General features: G+C 69.4%; 19 protein-coding genes. 9 read left to right on the forward strand and 10 right to left on the reverse strand.

Translation table 11 applies throughout. The annotated features are described in order from the left end of the window. Positions 1-31: 31 nt before the first annotated feature. Positions 32-1033 carry a DUF3558 family protein gene (locus ACFSVL_RS08045; RefSeq protein ID WP_378301884.1) on the reverse strand — a complete coding sequence of 334 codons (1002 nt, stop codon included), beginning with the start codon at positions 1031-1033 and terminating at the stop codon, positions 32-34. A 99-nt stretch (positions 1034-1132) separates the two neighbouring features. Then, positions 1133-2401, reverse strand: a complete 1269-nt coding sequence (gene serS / locus ACFSVL_RS08050) for a serine--tRNA ligase (RefSeq protein WP_378301886.1) — start codon at positions 2399-2401, stop codon at positions 1133-1135. Positions 2402-2553: 152 nt separating this feature from the next. Here serS and ACFSVL_RS08055 point away from each other — a divergent pair, with 152 nt between their 5' ends. Beyond that, positions 2554-3834 carry an aspartate aminotransferase family protein gene (locus tag ACFSVL_RS08055; protein ID WP_378301888.1) on the forward strand — a complete coding sequence of 427 codons (1281 nt, stop codon included), beginning with the start codon at positions 2554-2556 and terminating at the stop codon, positions 3832-3834. A gap of 104 nt (positions 3835-3938) precedes the next feature. Here ACFSVL_RS08055 and ACFSVL_RS08060 read toward each other — a convergent pair whose 3' ends face one another. The 4 genes from ACFSVL_RS08060 to ACFSVL_RS08075 are packed head-to-tail and all read right to left on the reverse strand — an operon-like array spanning position 3939 to position 7185. Continuing rightward, positions 3939-4853 (reverse strand): haloalkane dehalogenase, encoded by a 915-nt coding sequence (locus ACFSVL_RS08060; protein WP_378301890.1) that lies wholly within the window; start codon positions 4851-4853, stop codon positions 3939-3941. A gap of 37 nt (positions 4854-4890) precedes the next feature. Beyond that, a complete protein-coding gene (locus ACFSVL_RS08065) occupies positions 4891-5343 on the reverse strand; it encodes a DUF350 domain-containing protein (protein WP_182893653.1) in 453 nt (150 codons plus the stop codon). Between the two features lie 54 nt (positions 5344-5397). Further along, positions 5398-6564 (reverse strand): glutathionylspermidine synthase family protein, encoded by a 1167-nt coding sequence (locus ACFSVL_RS08070; RefSeq protein WP_378301892.1) that lies wholly within the window; start codon positions 6562-6564, stop codon positions 5398-5400. Beyond that, complete coding sequence (locus tag ACFSVL_RS08075; RefSeq protein WP_378301894.1) at positions 6565-7185, reverse strand: hypothetical protein; 621 nt, start codon at positions 7183-7185, stop codon at positions 6565-6567. It abuts the gene before it with no gap. Positions 7186-7281: 96 nt separating this feature from the next. Here ACFSVL_RS08075 and ACFSVL_RS08080 point away from each other — a divergent pair, with 96 nt between their 5' ends. The 4 genes from ACFSVL_RS08080 (at position 7282) to ACFSVL_RS08095 (ending at position 10532) form a co-directional block, all read left to right on the forward strand. After that, entirely contained in the window at positions 7282-8271 is a 990-nt protein-coding gene (locus ACFSVL_RS08080) for a septum formation family protein (protein ID WP_378301896.1), read from the forward strand. Positions 8272-8273: 2 nt separating this feature from the next. After that, positions 8274-8624 (forward strand): metallopeptidase family protein, encoded by a 351-nt coding sequence (locus ACFSVL_RS08085; RefSeq protein ID WP_344281862.1) that lies wholly within the window; start codon positions 8274-8276, stop codon positions 8622-8624. 153 nt (positions 8625-8777) lie between these two features. After that, positions 8778-10019: an MFS transporter gene (locus tag ACFSVL_RS08090; RefSeq protein ID WP_378301898.1), complete on the forward strand. Its 1242-nt coding sequence runs from the start codon at positions 8778-8780 to the stop codon at positions 10017-10019. Between the two features lie 57 nt (positions 10020-10076). Beyond that, the gene (locus tag ACFSVL_RS08095) at positions 10077-10532 is read left to right on the forward strand and encodes a hypothetical protein (RefSeq protein ID WP_378301900.1); all 456 of its coding nucleotides are present in this window, start codon (positions 10077-10079) and stop codon (positions 10530-10532) included. 21 nt (positions 10533-10553) lie between these two features. Here the strand turns inward: ACFSVL_RS08095 and ACFSVL_RS08100 are convergent, their stop codons facing one another. From ACFSVL_RS08100 to pheA, 3 genes are all read right to left on the reverse strand, one after another. Next, on the reverse strand, positions 10554-11219 hold the full coding sequence (locus ACFSVL_RS08100; RefSeq protein ID WP_378301902.1) for a DUF4232 domain-containing protein: 666 nt from the start codon (positions 11217-11219) through the stop codon (positions 10554-10556). Between the two features lie 150 nt (positions 11220-11369). Beyond that, positions 11370-11987: a histidine phosphatase family protein gene (locus ACFSVL_RS08105; RefSeq protein WP_378301904.1), complete on the reverse strand. Its 618-nt coding sequence runs from the start codon at positions 11985-11987 to the stop codon at positions 11370-11372. Further along, positions 11984-12889, reverse strand: a complete 906-nt coding sequence (gene pheA / locus ACFSVL_RS08110; RefSeq protein WP_378301906.1) for a prephenate dehydratase — start codon at positions 12887-12889, stop codon at positions 11984-11986. The genes ACFSVL_RS08105 and pheA overlap by 4 nt, the downstream gene beginning before the upstream one ends. Before the next feature lie 98 nt (positions 12890-12987). Here pheA and ACFSVL_RS08115 point away from each other — a divergent pair, with 98 nt between their 5' ends. From ACFSVL_RS08115 to ACFSVL_RS08130, 4 genes are all read left to right on the forward strand, one after another. After that, positions 12988-13611, forward strand: a complete 624-nt coding sequence (locus ACFSVL_RS08115; RefSeq protein WP_378301908.1) for a macro domain-containing protein — start codon at positions 12988-12990, stop codon at positions 13609-13611. A 133-nt stretch (positions 13612-13744) separates the two neighbouring features. After that, entirely contained in the window at positions 13745-14680 is a 936-nt protein-coding gene (gene coaA, locus ACFSVL_RS08120; RefSeq protein WP_378301910.1) for a type I pantothenate kinase, read from the forward strand. Positions 14681-14844: 164 nt separating this feature from the next. Beyond that, positions 14845-14994 (forward strand): hypothetical protein, encoded by a 150-nt coding sequence (locus tag ACFSVL_RS08125; RefSeq protein ID WP_378301912.1) that lies wholly within the window; start codon positions 14845-14847, stop codon positions 14992-14994. 34 nt (positions 14995-15028) lie between these two features. Then, complete coding sequence (locus ACFSVL_RS08130; protein ID WP_378301914.1) at positions 15029-16582, forward strand: hypothetical protein; 1554 nt, start codon at positions 15029-15031, stop codon at positions 16580-16582. Here ACFSVL_RS08130 and ACFSVL_RS08135 read toward each other — a convergent pair. Beyond that, a complete protein-coding gene (locus ACFSVL_RS08135; RefSeq protein WP_378301916.1) occupies positions 16579-17388 on the reverse strand; it encodes a hypothetical protein in 810 nt (269 codons plus the stop codon). The two genes, ACFSVL_RS08130 and ACFSVL_RS08135, sit on opposite strands and share 4 nt — an antisense overlap. Between the last annotated feature and the right edge of the window lie 77 nt (positions 17389-17465).

Below are 17465 nucleotides of genomic sequence, written 5' to 3' on the forward strand. Positions count from 1 at the left end.
TCTGCGTTCGTGCGGGGAGCCCTCACGGCCGTCAGCCGGGCAGATTCCCCGACACCAGCGGGATTCCGGCCTTGATCACGTCGCACGCCTTGGCCGGATCGGCGAGCTGCCCGCTCACGATCTGGATCGAGGCGGTGTCCGAAACCGCGAGCCCGGCCGCGCAGATCACGCCGCCGGAATCGTTGAAGTTCGGGAACAGCGACCACTTCCGGCCGTTCGCGTCGATCTGCTCGGTCGGCGCGACGTCCATGCCCGGCCAGCGTTTCAGCGGCACGTCCGGGCCGACCCACACCTCGAACGGCTTCTGCCCGCCGTCGCCGTCGGTGTCCTTCCACAGGCAGTAGGTCACGTTCGGCGAGATGACCTTGGAGCTGTCCAGTTCGCCCTTGGCCACCATCTTCAGCTGCTCCGCCTGCTCCGGCTTCAGCAGCTGGCACGGATTGACCGACGCGAGCGGCCCGGTCGGCGCGGTGCCCTCCGGCGGGGTGCTCGGCGTGATCGACGGCGCGGGCTGTCCGCCCGGCAGATGCGCGGCGACCTGCGGGACGACCTTCTTCGAGCGCTCGCACGCCTGCGCGTCGTCCGGATAGGACACACTCACGAAGGCGAACGACTTCGGCGAGAGCGTCGTGTACAGGTCGCAGCTGCCGCCCATGAACGCGGCGTAGCGGGTCCACGCGAACCCGCCGAGCTGCACCGGATCGGCCTTCTTGATCGCGCCCTGGAGGTAGTCGTCGAGGCTCAGGTCGACCGACCAGCCGACGGACATGATCACCGTGTGCTCGGTGTCGGTCCCGGTCCACAGGCACATCGCGGGCGCGCGCTGTTCCTTGCGCGCCTTGACCAGCTTGCCCTTCGGCTTGTAGCCGAGCCCGGCGAGCTGCTGCGCGTCGAGCAGCGTGCACGGGTCGACGACCGGCGTGACCGGCCCCTGCCCCGGCACCGGCGAAGCCACGCCGCTCACCTGCTGCGTGCACCCGGCGAGCAGCATCGCGACCGCCGCCACGGCGATCGCCGCCCCTTTGAACCTCATCGGCTGTTTCCTCCTCCGCACCGCATCGCACCCTACTGACCAGTGCGGTTGCGCACCTGCGGAACGGGGAGGAACAACCCGGCGAGCACGGCGGAAAGCTCAGCGCTTGACCGGCTCCAGCACCTCAAGCCCGCCGAGGAACGGCCGCAGCGCCACCGGCACCCGGACCGAACCGTCCGCCTGCTGGTGGTTCTCCACGATCGCGACGATCCAGCGCGTGGTCGCCAGCGTGCCGTTCAGCGTGGCGGCCGTCTGCGGTTTGCCGTTGTCGTCGCGGTAGCGGACGGACAGCCGGCGGGCCTGGAACGTGGTGCAGTTGGACGTCGACGTCAGCTCGCGGTAGGTCTCCTGCGTCGGGACCCACGCCTCGCAGTCGAACTTGCGGTAGGCGGACGTGCCGAGGTCGCCGGTCGCGGTGTCGATGACCCGGTACGGGACCTCGATCGCGGCGAGCATGTCCTCTTCCCAGCCGAGCAGCCGCTCGTGCTCGGTCTCGGCGTCCTCCGGCTTGGCGAAGACGAACATCTCGACCTTGTCGAACTGGTGCACGCGGATGATGCCGCGGGTGTCCTTGCCGTACGACCCGGCCTCGCGGCGGTAGCACGACGACCAGCCGGCGTAGCGGCGCGGACCGGCGCCGAGGTCGAGGATCTCGTCCGAGTGGTAGCCCGCGAGCGGGACCTCCGACGTGCCCACGAGGTACAGGTCGTCGTCGCGCAGCCGGTACACCTCCGACGAGTGCGCGCCGAGGAACCCGGTGCCGCCCATGATCTCCGGGCGGACCAGCGACGGCGTGATCATCGGCGTGAAGCCGTTCGCCATCGAGCGCGCCACGGCCATGTTCAGCAGCGCGAGCTGCAGCTGCGCGCCGACGCCGGACAGGAAGTAGAACCGCGAGCCCGACACCTTCGCGCCGCGCTCCATGTCGAGCGCGCCGAGGCCTTCCATCAGGTCGAGGTGGTCGCGCGGGGTGAAGTCGAACGACGGCACCTCGCCGACGGTCTTCAGCACCGCGAAGTCGTCCTCGCCGCCGATCGGCGCGTCCGGGTGCACCAGGTTCGGCAGGACGCGGAACAGCTTGTCGAACTCCTCCGAGGCCTCGTTCTGCTCCACCTCAGCGGCCTTGACCTGCGCCGACAGGTCCTTGGCGCGGGCGAGCAGCTCCGGGCGCTCCTCGGCGGAGGCCTTCGGCACCTGCTTGGACACGGACTTCTGCTCGGCCCGCAGTTTGTCGGCGGTCGCGATCGCAGAGCGGCGGCGCGTGTCGAGGTCGAGCAGCTTGTCGACCACTCCCTCGTCCTCGCCACGGGCACGCTGCGACGCGCGCACGGCTTCCGGGTCTTCGCGCAGAGTCCTGGGGTCAATCACGGACAGAAGGGTAGTCGCAGGCCAGCGTCGACTTCGACGCGGTTTCCCGTACACACTGTGCGGCACCCTGAAGACAACCCGACAGTCTGATCGTTGTCGCCCGTTTCCCGCGCTCCCCATACTCGCTAGACCCCGGAGCGGAGGGAACTCACATGACCGACGACCTGCTCGCGCGCCACCGCGCGGTGCTCCCGTCCTGGATGTCCCTGCTGTACGACGAGCCGATCGAGATCGTGCACGCGGGGGACCGCCGCCTCACCGACTCGAACGGCCGCACCTACCTCGACTTCTTCGCCGGCGTGCTCACCAACGCCATGGGCTACGACATCCCGGCGATCAGCGACGCGGTCCGCAAGCAGCTGGACACCGGCGTCCTGCACACCTCGACCCTGTACCTGATCCGCTCGCAGGTGGAGCTGGCCGAACGGATCGCGCAACGCTCCGGCATCCCGGACGCGAAGGTGTTCTTCACCAACTCCGGCAGCGAGGCGAACGACACCGCGCTGATGCTCGCCACCCAGTACCGCCGCAGCAACCAGGTGCTGGCGATGCGGAACTCCTACCACGGCCGGTCGTTCGGCACGGTCGCGATCACCGGCAACCGCGGCTGGTCGGCGTCCTCGCTGAGCCCGGTCAAGGTCAACTACGTCCACGGCGGCTACCGCTACCGCAGCCCCTTCCGCGACCTGCCCGACGCCGCCTACATCGACGCCTGCGTCGCCGACCTGGTGGAACTCCTGGAAACCGCCACCGCGGGCGACGTGGCCTGCCTGATCGCGGAGCCGATCCAGGGCGTCGGCGGCTTCAGCTCACCCCCGGACGGCCTGTTCAAGGCGATGAAGGAAGTCCTGGACGCACACGGCATCCTCTTCGTCTCCGACGAGGTCCAGACCGGCTGGGGCCGCACCGGCGACCACTACTGGGGAATCCAGGCCCACGACGTGGTGCCGGACATGATGACCTTCGCCAAAGGCCTGGGAAACGGCCTGGCAGTCGGCGGCGTGGTGGCCCGCGGCGACATCATGGACTGCTTCCAAGCGGAGTCGTTCTCCACCTTCGGCGGCAACCCGGTGTCCATGCAGGGCGCGCTGGCCGTCCTGGACTACATCGACGACCACGACCTGCAAGCCAACTGCAAAGCCCGCGGCGACCAGCTACTGCACGGCCTGCGCGCGGCGAACAGCCCGTTTGTCGGCGAGGTACGCGGCAAGGGCCTGATGATCGGCGTCGAACTAATCGAGCCAGGCACCACAACGCCAAACACCGCCGCAGCAAAGCAAATGCTGGAAGAAACGAAAAAGCGCGGCCTGCTGATCGGGAAGGGCGGACTGCACAAAAACGTCCTGCGCATCGGCCCGCCGATGACCCTCACCGAAGCCGAAGCAGCCGAAGGCCTGCAGATCCTGCTCGACTCGCTAGCCGCCCTGTCCTGAGCTGCTTGCGCCCCAATGCCACATTGGGTGCGTCACATGCACCCAATGTGGCGTTCGGTGCGTCAGATGCACCCAATGCCACATTGGGGCGCTCGGGGCGACGGTCAGCGGCGGGCGAAGCGGGCTACGTGCTCAGCCAGCGCTTCCCCCGCGTCCTCCTGCAGGAAGTGGCCCGCTCCAGCGACCGTCGGGTGGTCCAGACCAGCCGCGCCCCGCATCGAACGCTGCAGGATCGGCCCCATCGCCCCGGTAATCGGGTCCCCGTCGGAAAACGCGCACAGGAACGGCAGATCCAGCTCAGTCAACGTGGCCCAAGCCGCCCGATTAGCCTCCGACGCCGGGTCATCCGGCCGAGTAGGCACCAACCCAGGCATCGCCCGCGGCCCAGCCTTGTACATTTCGTTCGGATACGGCGCGTCGTAAGCAGCCTTGACCTCATCCGACAGCGAAGTGCGACACCCGGCCTGCACCGACCGCCCGACATCCAGGACCTGCGCGTTCTCCACGGCTTCCCGGAACTTGTGCCACACCGGCGGCATATCCACATCGCCGGTCGGCAGCCCGGTGTTGGCCGCGACCACCCCGGCGAACCGGCCCGGGTTCTCGGCCACGAGCCGCAGCCCGATCAGCCCGCCCCAGTCCTGCCCGACCAGCGTGACGCCTTCGAGCCCGAGCACGTCGAAGGCGAACCGCCGCATCCATTCGACGTGCCGCGCGTAAGTGTGGTCGACGATCTCCGCGGGCTTGTCCGACCGCCCGAACCCGACGAGGTCCGGCGCGATCGCCCGCAATCCGGCGTCGGCCAGCACCGGAAGCATCTTCCGGTACAGAAAAGACCAGCTCGGCTCCCCGTGCAGCAGGAGCACCGGCGGCCCGTCGGCGGGTCCCGCCTCGACGTAGCCGACTCTGATCAGGCCGCCGTCCGGGTCGGACAGGTCGGTGTACTGAGGTTCGAACGCGAAGTCGGGCAGATCCGCAAACCGGTCTTCCGGCGTCCTGAGCAATCGCACGGTTCCCACGTTAGTGGGAACGGGACCGCGCGGCAGTGCGCGAACGCTACGAAATCGCTACCGCGACGACCAGGCCGAGCCCGAGGTGCGCCGCCGCGACGACGACGCTCGCCGGCGCGAACTTCTCGCTCTGGATCGTGGACCCGACGTCGATCCGGGTCGCCCACTCCAGCAGCCGCACCGCCAGCACCTGCACGATGACCCCGATCAGGCCGTAGACCAGCGAGGTGATCAACCCGGCGGTCAGGTCGCTCGCGGAGCTGTAGATCGCCACGACCACGATGAACGCCATCGAGAGCAGCCCGGACGCGGTCACGATCACCGCGTTCGGCAGCCCGCGGGTGACCAGCTTCGACAGCTTGCCCGGGGTGGTGAAGTCGATCGCGTAGAAGCCGGCGAACATCAGCAGCAGGCCGACGATGCCGTACAGCAGGATCGCGCCGATCCCTCGCACGAGGTCGGAGCCGAACGTTGCGGGCAGCGCGAGCGTCGAGGTCACGGGGTCTCCCTGGATGGCCGAGTCAGCCGATCAAATCGGACATCCAGGGTTCTATCACGACTCCGGGATCCGGTGCGGCACAAACGCCGCGCCGTCGTCTGTGACGAGTCCGCTGGTCTCGCGGATGCCCAGGCCGGCCGACTGGTCGCCGACGATCCACGCGCCCAGCGCGGGCCGGTACCCGTCGAACTCCGGCAGCGGGTCGAACGCCTGGTAGACGTAGCCTTCCGCGCCGTAGACGCCGTCCGTCTGCGTCTCGTACCCGGTGGCCACGATCTGCACGTTCGCGCCCTCGCGGCCGAGCTTCGGCTTGCGCACGTACTCGGTGAGCAGGCCGGGGTCGTCGGCGAACGCGGGCAGCAGGTTCGGGTGCCCGGGGTAGTTCTCCCACAGCACGGCGAGCAGCGTCTTGTTCGACAGCAGCATCTTCCACAGCGGCTCGACCCACAGCGTGCGCGGCATGGTCTCCACCGCGAACTTGCCGAACTCCTCGTCGACCACCCATTCCCACGGGTACAGCTTCACCACCGTGGACATCTGTCCCTCGGCGAGGTCGACGAACCGCTTGAGCACCGGGTCCCAGCCGATCTCCTCGATCGAGAGCCCGACCGTGTCGAGCCCGGCCTCGGCCGCGGTCTCCTGCAGGTACGCCGTGGTCACGTGGTCCTCGCCGCTCGGATCGGCCGAGGACCAGGTGAAGTGCAGTTCGTTCGACGGCAGCTTGCCGCCGATCTCCTCCCAGCGCTCCACCAGCTTCTCGTGGATGGAGTTCCACTGGTCGTCTTCCGGGAAGACGTCGGTCTTCCAGTGCCACTGCAGCAGCGACGCCTCCAGCAGCGTGGTCGGCGTGTCCGCGTTGTACTCCAGCAGCTTGGCCGGGGATTTGCCGTCGTAGCGCAGGTCGAAGCGGCCGTAGACGTGCGGGTCCTGGCGCTTCCACGACTCCGCGATGTGCGGCCACACCCACTCCGGGATGCCGAAGCGGTGGTACTGCTCGGTGGTCACGACGTTGTCGACGGCCTCCAGGCACATCGAATGCAGCAGTTCGACGTCCGCCTCGAGCGAGAGCACCTCGTCCATGCTGAAGACGTAGTGCACCGACTCGTCCCAGTACGGCCGCGGCTTGCCGGTGCCGTCGCGCGCCGGGGTGCCGTAGACCAGGCCCTGCTCCTCGACGATCCGCTGCCAGTCGCGGCGCGGTTCCCGCCGGTCCCGATACACCTACGAGCCTCCGCTCTTGCCGGTCCCGCCGGTTCCTCCGGAGGTGCCGCTCTTGCCGCTGATGCCGAAGCCGCCGCGCTGGACGCTGGTGCCCGACTTGGTCGAAACGTTGGTGTTGCCCGACGGCGCGGTGTAGCTGCCCCCGGACACGTGCTGGCCGATGCCGCCGGTGCCGCCGTAGTTGTAGCGGTACTGGCTGTATCCGCCGCCGGGAATCGGGATGAACCAGAACCCGCCGCTGTAGTGCCCGTGGTTGGCGGTCGCGTAGCTCTCGTCGCAGTACTTGTCGTCCTGGATGACCCCGTCCGACGAGACGCAGGACGCGGTGACCTCCTTGGGCTTCGCGATCGTGTAGAACGTCGCGACCAGCCCGACGAGACCGACGGTGACGCCGCTGCCGATCAGGATCTTGCGTTTGGTGGCCGCCTTCGCGTCGGCCGCCTCCCGCGCCGCGAGGGCTTCCTGCCGTTCGCGTTCCTGGTCGGCGATGGCCTGTTTACGGGCCCGTTGCTCGGCCACCGAGGGCTGCCGCGGCTGCGTGTTCGCGTCCTGGAAACGCATCGAGCCCGGCTTCTTCGGCTCCTCGGGCGGCTGCGCGCCGCTGTTGTCGTCTTGCGTCATGTGCGCTCCGTAATCCCCCAGCACTGCAAACCCCGCGTCCACCCTAATCGACCCGGCACACGCGCGGTTCATGCGGCGCGGGCATCATGGGTATCGATGTCCCGAGGCGCCGAGCGGTTCCCTTCGCGTATGCAGACCCTGACCACCCGCGTGGTGATGGCCGGGGTGTTCTTCGGCGCGGTCATCGCGCTGGCCCTGAGCGTCGCCTTCTCCTGGACCGACACGCTCGCCGGCGGCGCGGGCGGCGGCGAGGGCAAGCTCACCGAGGCCGCCAAGCAGGCGTTCCACTCGCCGCCGGGCACCTGCCTGTCCTGGAACGCGAAGGACGCCTCCGACGCGCACCAGGTGCCGTGCACGCAGCCGCATCTGTTCGAGGTCACCACCGTGGTCGACATCGGCGCGAAGTACCCGCAGCAGGCCCCGTTCCCCACCCTCGACCAGTGGCAGGACATCGCACAGCAGCAGTGCAACGCCGACGTGCGGCCGTACCTCGGCCACCCGCTCGACCCGTACGGCAAGCTCACCACCAACCTGCTGCGGCCGACGTCGGCGCAATGGACCGACGGCGACCGCCAGCTGCGCTGCGGCCTGCAGTTCGCCGGTCCGGGCGGCGGCCTTCAGCCCACCACCGGCGCGGCGAAGACGCAGGACCAGTCGATGGTGTGGGAGCCGGGCACCTGCCTCGCGCTGGCGGGCAAGGGCGTCGGCGACCCCGTCGACTGCAGCAAGCCGCACTCCTACGAGATGATCGCGACGCTCGACCTCGCCTCGCACTTCAAGGACGGCTACCCGAAGCTGGACGACCAGAAGTCCTGGCTCGACACTGAGTGCAACAAGGCCGCCAAGGAGTACACCGGCAGCTCCGACCTCTCGTCGAAGAAGCTCACGCTGGGCTGGGACTCGCGCGAGCAGGAGAGCTGGGACGCCGGGTCCACCAAGGTCAACTGCAAGGTCGCGGCCACGCTGCAGGACGGCAGCGGATTCCAGGCGGTCACCGGCAGCGTGAAGGCCGGGTCGTCCAGTTCGTCCAGCCAGCAGCAGAGCGCGCCGCCCAGCTCCAGTGCCGGTTCCGGCGGGGGCAACTGACCATGCCGGTCGAGATGAGCCAGGCCCGGTTCGAGGAACTCGTGGCCGACGCGCTCGACCAGGTGCCCGCGGAGTTCGCCGCGGCGATGGACAACGTCGTGGTGCTGGTCGAGGAGTTCAACGAGGAGGCCCCGGACATTCTCGGGCTCTACCACGGCATCGCGCTCACCGAGCGCACCAGCCACTACAGCGGGGCGCTGCCGGACCGGATCTCGATCTACCGGGAGCCGATCCTGGACATCTGCGACACCGAGGACGACGTCGTCGAGGAAGTCCTCATCACCGTGATGCACGAACTCGGCCACCACTTCGGCATCGACGACGAGCGGCTGCACGAACTCGGCTGGGGCTGATTCCGGCGGAACCCGGCCGGCCCGCCGCTCTTCCCTGATCGACATCGCACCGCCACCGCGGAAAACACCGAAGGTCACCAAAGCGTCACAGAACGCGGCCGACCTCTTTAGACTGGCCTGATCAGGCAGTTTCCTTTTCCCGTGAGGTGGTTCGTGTCGCATCGGACGACGGACAGCCGGCTGCGCTGGCTGCTCGCCTCGAACGGCACGTCGAACCTCGCCGACGGCATCGCCAAGGTCGCTTTCCCGCTGCTGGCCACCACGCTCACCCGCGATCCGGTGGAGATCGCCGCGCTGTCGGCGGTCCAGTTCCTGCCGTGGCTGCTGTTCGCCATCCCGGCGGGCACGCTCGTCGACCGGATCGACCGCAAGAAGGCGATGATCGCCGCGAACGCGGTGCGCGCGCTCGTGGTCGCCGGGGTCACCGCGCTGATCGCGTTCGGGTCGGTGGAAATCTGGACGATCTACGTCGCGTCGCTGCTCGTGGGCATCGCGGAGACGGTCGCGGAGAGCGCGGCGAACGTGCTGCCGCCCGCGCTGGTCGAGCCGGACCGGCTGGAGAGCGCGAACAGCAAACTGCAGGCGGGCGAGATCGTCGGCCAGACCTTTCTCGGTGGTCCGGTCGGCAGCGCCACCTTCGCGATGTTCGCGGTTTTCCCGTTCCTGCTCTCGTCGGTCGCCTTCACGGTCGGGGCCGCGGTGCTGCTGGGCATGGCGGGCAGCTACCGGCCGCGGCAGGAAACCAAGTCGCACATCCGCGCGGATTTCGCGGACGGCTTCCGCTGGCTGCGCCGGCATTCGCTGCTGCTGCGGCTGCTCACGATCGCCGGTCTGCTCAGCCTGATCAGCGAGCTGGCCCAGGCGCAGCTGGTGCTGTACGCGCTGGAAGACCTGCGGTTGTCCGACGCCACCTTCGGCGCTTTCGCGTTCGTCGGCGGCGCCGGCGGCCTGCTCGGTGCCGGGGTGACGCCGCGACTGGTCCGGCGGATCGGACGGCGCGCGGTCCTGGTCGGCGGGGTCCTGTTCTGCGCGCTCGGCTTCGGCGGCATGGGGCTGATCAGGCAGCCGGTGGTGTCCGCGGTGCTGTTCGGCGTCTTCGCGGCGGCGGTGGTGGCGGTGAACGTCGTGCTCGCGACCGCGCGCCACACGCTCGTGCCGGGCGAACTGCTCGGCCGGGTCCTCGGGGTCTGGCGCACCGTCGTCTGGGGCGCGATCCCGCTCGGCGCGTTGCTCGGCGGGCTGCTCACCAAGCTGCTCGGTTCGGCAGGCGACACCTTCACCGCGTCCGGCGTCCTGCTGCTGTTCGTGACCGCTTACGCACTATTCGCGCTGCGCGGGCGCGCGCTCGATGACAAAACGGCCTCGACCGGGGACGGAGTCCTTTCGCAGCAGTGATCCGGCGCGGTTTTGGTGCTGAAATAGCACCTCACCCCGGCCGCCCGGAGGTACGTGATGACTGCGCTCGACACTCCCCCGCTGCCGGACGACGACCGCGACACCGAGCTTGAATCGCCGCCGGCCTCACGGCGGCCGATCGTGCTCGCCACCGTCGCCGGGTTCGTACTCGGCGGCTGTGTGCTCGGGCTGTTGTGGGGGCTGTCCGGCCAGCGCACCGGAGCGAATGTCGACGCGGCGGCCGCCTGCGCCGCGTTCGCCCGCGTGGGCCGGATCCCGGACACCACCGGCGGCATCGACGCGGCGCAGTTCATCCGCATGTCCGACGACGCGGTGCACCGGGTCACCGGCGCGACGGAGCTGGCCAAGGCGGCGGCGACCTTCGACGGCACCTACCAGCCGCTGGCCAAAGCCCTCGACACGGTCAACAAGATGGTGCTCAGCAGCCGGTTCGACAACCGCGACCAGCAGGCCGCGGTCGTCCAGGTGGAACAGCTCTGCGCGCGGGGCTGACCCCACGCGCGGAGCGACTGGTCAGGCCTTGTGCACGGTCTTCACGCCGAGCTGCTTGCCCGGGAGGTTCGTGCCCGCGCAGCCGAGACCGTCGAGCGGCACGAACTTCGACGCGGTTTCCTGCGGCAGGTACACGCGCAGGCCCTTGACCGGCGTCGGCTTGCAGGCCGCCGGTTCGAAGTTGCGCACCTGGGCGAACTGCACGTCGGCCGCGGCGGTCTGGCCGGGAGCCAGCTTCACCGGCGCGCCCTTTGTGCCGTCGCGCTGAGCGGCCTCGCCGATCTGGGTCCCGTTTTCGCCGCCGACGTAAGACACGCCCGGGAAGCCCTGGATGGTGCACGGCTTGCCGCTGGTGTTCTTGATCAGCAGCGACCGGTACATCGAGCCCGCGCCGGCGCCGCTGTCGCGCAAAGACAGGGAAACGTCGCCGGCCTTGCACAGGCCGTTGTCGGCGGGCGGCTTCTCAGCCGGTGCCGTGCCGCCGCCCGGTGCGGACGACGAGGAGGACGGGGCTGACGACGCGGCCGACGACGCCGAGGACGTCGGGCTGCTGGACGGGGTGTCCGAACTGGCCGGACCGCTCGCGGCGGGGGCGCCCTGGCCGCACGCGGAAAGCAGCAGCGCCCCCGACGCGCCCACTGCGGACAGGAAGACCAGGGAAATCCACGGTTTCTTCGTGTTTGCCATCTCACTCGCCTCGCTGTGCTGGTGAACGCCGATCTAGGTGGAACCTCATCCGGAGGACGTGCCAGGTCCGGACGGGGTTGCTCCGCATCCGGTGAGTTCCCCACCGGACCCGGCTTCACTCAGCGTTTCCCCGCACGAGTGATCAACCGCTCACGAAAGGCGGGTGTCCACCCAGCGGAGGCACTCCCAGCCACCCTCGCGGGCGGCCAGCTCGACGAACTTCGTATTCGGGATCAATGCCTCGTTCGCCAGCTCCGCGGGCACGTTCGAGGCCAGCCATTCCCCGGCGAGCCGGATCGCCCCGCCGTGGCTGACCAGCACGATCACCCCGTCCGGCGCGGTTTCCTCGTGCTTCGCCCGCAGGTCCTCGGCCGCGCCGAGCATCCGCTCGCGCACCTGGACCCCGGTCTCCCCGCCAGGGATCGCGACGTCCAGTTCGCCTTCCGTCCACGCCTTCACCACGCGCAGGTAGACGCCGATCGAGTCCAGGTCGGTGTTGCCTTCGAGGTCGCCGGCGTCGACCTCCTTGACGCCCTCGATCACCTGCACCTCGAACCCCAGCGCTTCGGCCAGCGGTGCCGCGGTCTGCTGCGCCCGCACCGCCTCCGACGCGTACACCGCCACGATCGGCTCGGACTTCAGCTCTTCGGCGAGCGCCGCGGCCTGCTCCCGGCCGAGGTCGGTGAGCGGCGGACCGGGCAACGCGGTGTCCAGCGCGCGGCGGACGTTCCCCTCGGTCTGCCCATGCCGGACCAGCAACAGCCTCATGCGCCCTCTCCCTTCAACACCGCGTCGACCCACGCCTGCGCGTCGAGGAAATCCTGGTTCCCCGCGCCGTCCTCGATGGTGGCCACGACCTCGTCCGCCCGCGGGTGCGAACCGAGGAACCGCAGGTGACAGCGGCGGCGAAGGGCGGTCATCGCGTCGATGATCCGCGGTTCGGCGAGGTGGCCCTCGAAGTCGATGAAGAACCGGTACTCGCCGAAGTTGTTCCGCGTCGGGCGGGCGTCGATCCGGGTCAGGTTGATCCCGCGGCCGGCCAGCTCCACCAGCAGATCGGACAGCGTCCCGGTGCGGTTGACCGCGGCCGCGACGATCGACGTGCGGTCGGCTCCGGTGGGCGCGGGCAGTTCGCCGGGGCGGCGGACCATCAGGAACCGGGTCTGCGCGTCGCGGACGTCGGCGACGCCGGTCGCCAGCTCTTCCAGCTGGTAGTGCTCGTTCGCGACCGGCGCGGACACCGCCGCGTCGAAATCGCCCTCGACCACGCCGACCGCGGCCGCCGCGGTGGACGACGAGGCGACCGGGGTGGCGTCCGGCAGGTTCGCCTCCAGCCACTCGCGCACCTGGGCGAGCGCGTGCGGATGGCTCGCGACGGTCCGGATTTCGCCGCTGCCCGGGCGTTTGAGCACGCTGAAGTGGATGGGCAGGATCGTCTCGGCGGTGGCGACGAGCGGGTCCCCGTCGCTGAGCCCGTCGAGCGTCGCCGGGACCACGCCTTCGACGGAGTTCTCGATGGGCACGCACGCGGCGTCCGCGGCGCCGTCGCGGACGGCCTGCAGCGCCAGCCGGACAGTCTCGTAGGGGGTCAGGTCCTCGCCCGGCGCGAGCGCGCGGGCGGCCTGCTCGGTGAACGTGCCCTGAGGGCCGAAATACGCGATCCGCAACACGACAGTCAGGCTAGCGACCGGATGCGTGGCGCTTTTCACTCGGACAGCCGGTGGCTAAACCGGTTACGCCGGGTGGCGTTTTTTGCCATGCTGGAACGGTGACCGCCGACTCAGGCACACACGCCGGGCACGGGGAAGCCGTATCGCCGGATCCTCCCCGCACGCCTGAATTAGTGCTGTGCGCCGTCGATGAACCGCTCGCCGAGGCGTGGACGTCCGCCGCGGCGGGCTTCGCCGGGTCCGTGCGGGTGCACCGCGGTTCGGTGCTCGACATCGCCGCGCAGGCGGTGGTCAGCCCGGCCAACTCCTACGGCTGGATGCGCGGCGGGATCGACGCGGTTTACGCGCGGGCGTTCCCTGGCATCGAGCAGAGCGTGCGCAGCGCGGTGCTGGCTTCTTACGGCGGTGAGCTGCCGATCGGCGAGTCCGTGATCGTCCCGACCGGCGAGCCCGAACCGGCGTGGCTGATCAGCGCGCCGACCATGCGCGAGCCCGGCGAACGGCTGCCCGCCGACACCGTCCACCCGTATCTCGCGGCGCGCGCGGTGTTCCTGCAGTGGCGGCGCGGGCAGCTGGATTCCGGTCCGGTCGCCTCGGCCGTGCGGACGATCGCGATGCCCGGTCTCGGCACCGGCGTCGGCGGCGTGGCGCCGGCCACGTGCGCCCGTCAGGTCGCGGCGGCGTGGCAGGAAGTGTTCGGGGGCGGCGGTCACCTTCGGTGATCAAATCCGTGCCGGGTCAGGGGTGCGTGCACCACATCACAGCGCGTTCACGCGCGGTAAGCCCTACCGTTGATACGGCGTTACGGAAGTAGCGCAGACGGAGCCAGCGCAGGCGACGGCCGAGGAGTGTGCGATGCCCCCACGGGTCCGTGAACTCAGCCCCTATGTAGAGCTGCACCGGGAACAGTGGCGGGAGCTGCGCAGCTCCACACCGCTGCCGCTGACCGCGGACGAGCTGGTCCGGCTCCGCGGGCTCGGGGAACAAATCGATCTCGCCGAGGTCGCCGATGTGTACCTGCCGCTCTCGCGGCTGATCAACCTGCAGGTGAAGGCCCGGCAACAGCTGTACGAGGCCACCACCACGTTCCTCGGCGAGGACTGCCGCAACACCAAAGCGCCGTTCGTGATCGGCGTCGCGGGCAGTGTCGCGGTCGGCAAGTCGACCACCGCCCGGATCCTGCGCACCCTGCTCGCCCGCTGGCCCGACCACCCGCGCGTCGACCTCGTGACGACCGACGGGTTCCTGTACTCGCGCGACGAGCTGACCCGGCGCGGGATCATGCACCGCAAGGGTTTCCCGGAAAGCTACGACCGGCGCGCGCTGCTGCGGTTCGTCACCGAGGTGAAGTCCGGGGCCGAGCGGGTGTCCGCGCCGGTGTACTCGCACCTGGCCTACGACATCCTGCCGGACCAGGAACAGGTCGTGGAGCGGCCGGACATCCTCATCCTCGAAGGACTGAACGTCTTGCAGCCCGGCCCGAGCCTGACCGTCTCGGACCTGTTCGACTTCTCGATCTACGTCGACGCGCACATCGACGACATCCAGCACTGGTACGTCGAGCGGTTCCTGAAGCTGCGGCACACCGCGTTCGCTGACCCGGCGTCGCACTTCCACCACTTCGCCGGCCTGGACGACGACGAGGCCCGCGAAGAAGCGCGGCACCTGTGGCACACCATCAACGAGCCGAACCTGATGGAGAACATCAAGCCGACCCGTCCACGTGCGACTCTCGTGCTCCGCAAGGACGCCGATCACGCCATCAACCGGGTCCGGCTGCGGAAGCTCTGACGTTCACCCACACGCGTCTCACCGGTCTCGTTCTGCGCCACGGGCCCGGTTTTCGACCGATCGGCCAGCGTCTTCGTAACCACTTGGCCGATACCAGCGGCCTCCGTCGCGAGCGACCCTGAAAGCAGCGGGATGAGAGCACCTGACCTGCGAAGGAGGCCACGATGCTGACTATCGTCCTGACCTGGATCGGCGCGGTATTGGGATTGACGCTGCTGGTCGCGATGGCCGCGGGGGCGTTCGTCGTCGACTTCGACGAGGCGATGCGCGAACGGCGGGTGAAGGCGCGCAGCACGGCGGGGCCGACCAGCTGAGGCCGCGGCTTCGGGTCCAGGCAAGATGTGCGGCATGAGTCCGGTGAGCCGCGCGCGCAAGAAGAGTTCCCTACCCACCGCCCCCAGCGTCAACGGTCTGTTCAAGGACGTGCTGCGGGACTTCTCCGCGATCGCGGCCGAGCCCGGTCCGTTCGACATCGACCTGCTCGGCTCCGAGGTCGTCGGGCAGTGGCGGGACGTCGTCGTGGAGGACGAACCGGAAAGCCAGCTCGGACTTGAGCTGATCGCGTTCGCACAGCGCAAGATCACGCCTGGCGCGGCGGCGTTGCTGGCCGCGCTGAAGGTGCTGGCCGAGTCCGAAGAGGAGCGTTCCGCGGCGGCCGAGGCGCTCGGCGTCGTGCTGGGCCGGGGCATTCCGGAGCCGGAGTGGGCGGCCGAGGTCGGACAGGTCACCGTCGGCGAATGCTGGCGCACCGGGGATGTCTACGGCGACGAGTCTTCGCTGCTGTGCGTGTTCTCCCGGGGCGACGACTCGCTCGGCCTGCTCGCGCTGCTCGACTTCACCGAGGGCGGCCGGGTGCGCGACCTGGTGGTCATCGAGGAGCCGCACGAGGTGCTCGCCGAAATGCGTTCGCAGGTCGAGGAAGACGGCGAACTGGTCGTATTGGACAAAATCGAGCCCGCCGACGCGCACCGGCTGCTGGTGTCCGGGATCGCGGCCACGGACGCGCTGGACGAGCCGGACGTCGGCGAGGACTACACGCGTTTCCACGCGATCGCGCTGACCTGGGCGCGTTCGCTGCCGGAGCCCTCCGCGGTTTCGCCGGTTGCCGAGTGGACCGCTGGGGAGCGCGAGGAAGCCGTCACCCAGTTCCTCGCCGGCACGAACCTGCCAGACGCCGACGCCGCCCGCGAGATCGCCAACCTGCTGGTGGACCACGGTTGCCGCACCGAACCGGCGAACCCGCTGCGCGTCGGTCCGGAAAAGCTGGCGCGCTTCCTCGAATCCCTGCTGGACGGCGAGTACGAACTGGAAGACGAGGACGCCGTCGCGCCGGTCGTGCTCTCCTGGGCCGGTTGGGCCGCCGCGCGCGCCGGACTGTCCGAAGTGGCCATCGCCGCGTTGCTGGAAGAAGTCACCGAATACCTCGGTGAGTACCTCTCGGACGACGACGAGGAAGAAGACTTCAGCGACTACCTCGACGGCACCGAATCCGCCGAAGAAGCCCTGGAAGTGGTGGCACGCCGCCGTTTCGCGGTGCCGGAACTGTCCACTGTGATCGGTGACGAGGAACTGACCGACCTCGACCCCGGCGACCCGGAACAGCGCCGGCTGCTGGTGATCGGCGACCACCCGGAGTACCACGAGTCGCTGGCCGCGGAGGAATTCGACGGGGCCGACGGTCTCCGGCTCGCCCTTGAGACGTCCATTGTGGACCAGCTGTGGGACGACGAGCCCGCCGAGGTGTGGACCGCGGCCAAGGTTTTGCTGCAGCAGGACCTTTCCCGCGCCGACGTCCTGGATCGGCTGGTGACTGTCCTGGAAGGACAGCTGACCGAAACCGAAGAAGAAGACCAGCTGGACTACGACCTCGACGCCTACCGCGCCGCGCTGTCCGAGATCTAGCCCTTCGGCAGCGCGATCCGGGCCGACCGGATCTCCGCGAGCAACCGGGTTTTACGGCGGTGGACGTTCACCAGCTCGGCGACGTAGCCGGTGAACTCCTCCGCCGTACCCGCTTTTTTGTGCAACGCGCGCAGTTTCTTGAGGCACTGCGCCGCTTCCCGGTACGCGCTGGCTTCTTTCTGCGCGATCAATTGCTCGACCCGTTCGCGATACTCCGGAATGGACTCTTCTTCCGTCCGTTGTGGAGTCAGCGCCCGCGCCGCGTAAGCGATCGCCTCGCTGTGCCGCCCAGCCGCCCGCAGCACCCGGACAATCTTGAGACTGACGTCCACCCGCGGCGGTTTGGCCGAGAGAATGGCGACCAGCCCGTCCACGTCCCCGCTGGCCTCGGCGATCTCCTCGCGCAGCCGCTCCGCGATCTCCCGCTGCGGCCCGTCGTCGCGCACCAGGTCGTCCACAATGGACTTCATCCGCGCGAGCCCGGACTCCCCGAGCGCCGCCGCGAAATCCGCCACCGCGACCGCCCGCCCGCTGAAGGCCGCCTCCAGCACCCAGTCCGCGAGCTGCTCCGGATCGGGCGGCCGGGCCGCACAGGCCCGCGCATACAACGCGACCGCCTGGTCAAGCCGCTCTTGCAGCTCGACGTCCAGGTCGCCGTGCTGTTCGAGCATGCCCACGATGTCGTCCACCGCCCGCCGGGCCAGCGGAGCGAGATCGGCGCGGCTGCCGGAGTCGAGCAGCCGCCGCACAGTATCGAGTACCGCACCGATTTTGGCGGTGTACTCGACCGGGTCGGGGACGCTCACGCGAACAGTCTGCCGTATCGCCGGTAACCGGCGTGTGGGCCAACGGCGTACTCTTTTCGGCCCAACCCGGACACCCC

This window comes from Amycolatopsis silviterrae, assembly GCF_042684085.1.
Lineage (GTDB): Bacteria > Actinomycetota > Actinomycetes > Mycobacteriales > Pseudonocardiaceae > Amycolatopsis > Amycolatopsis silviterrae.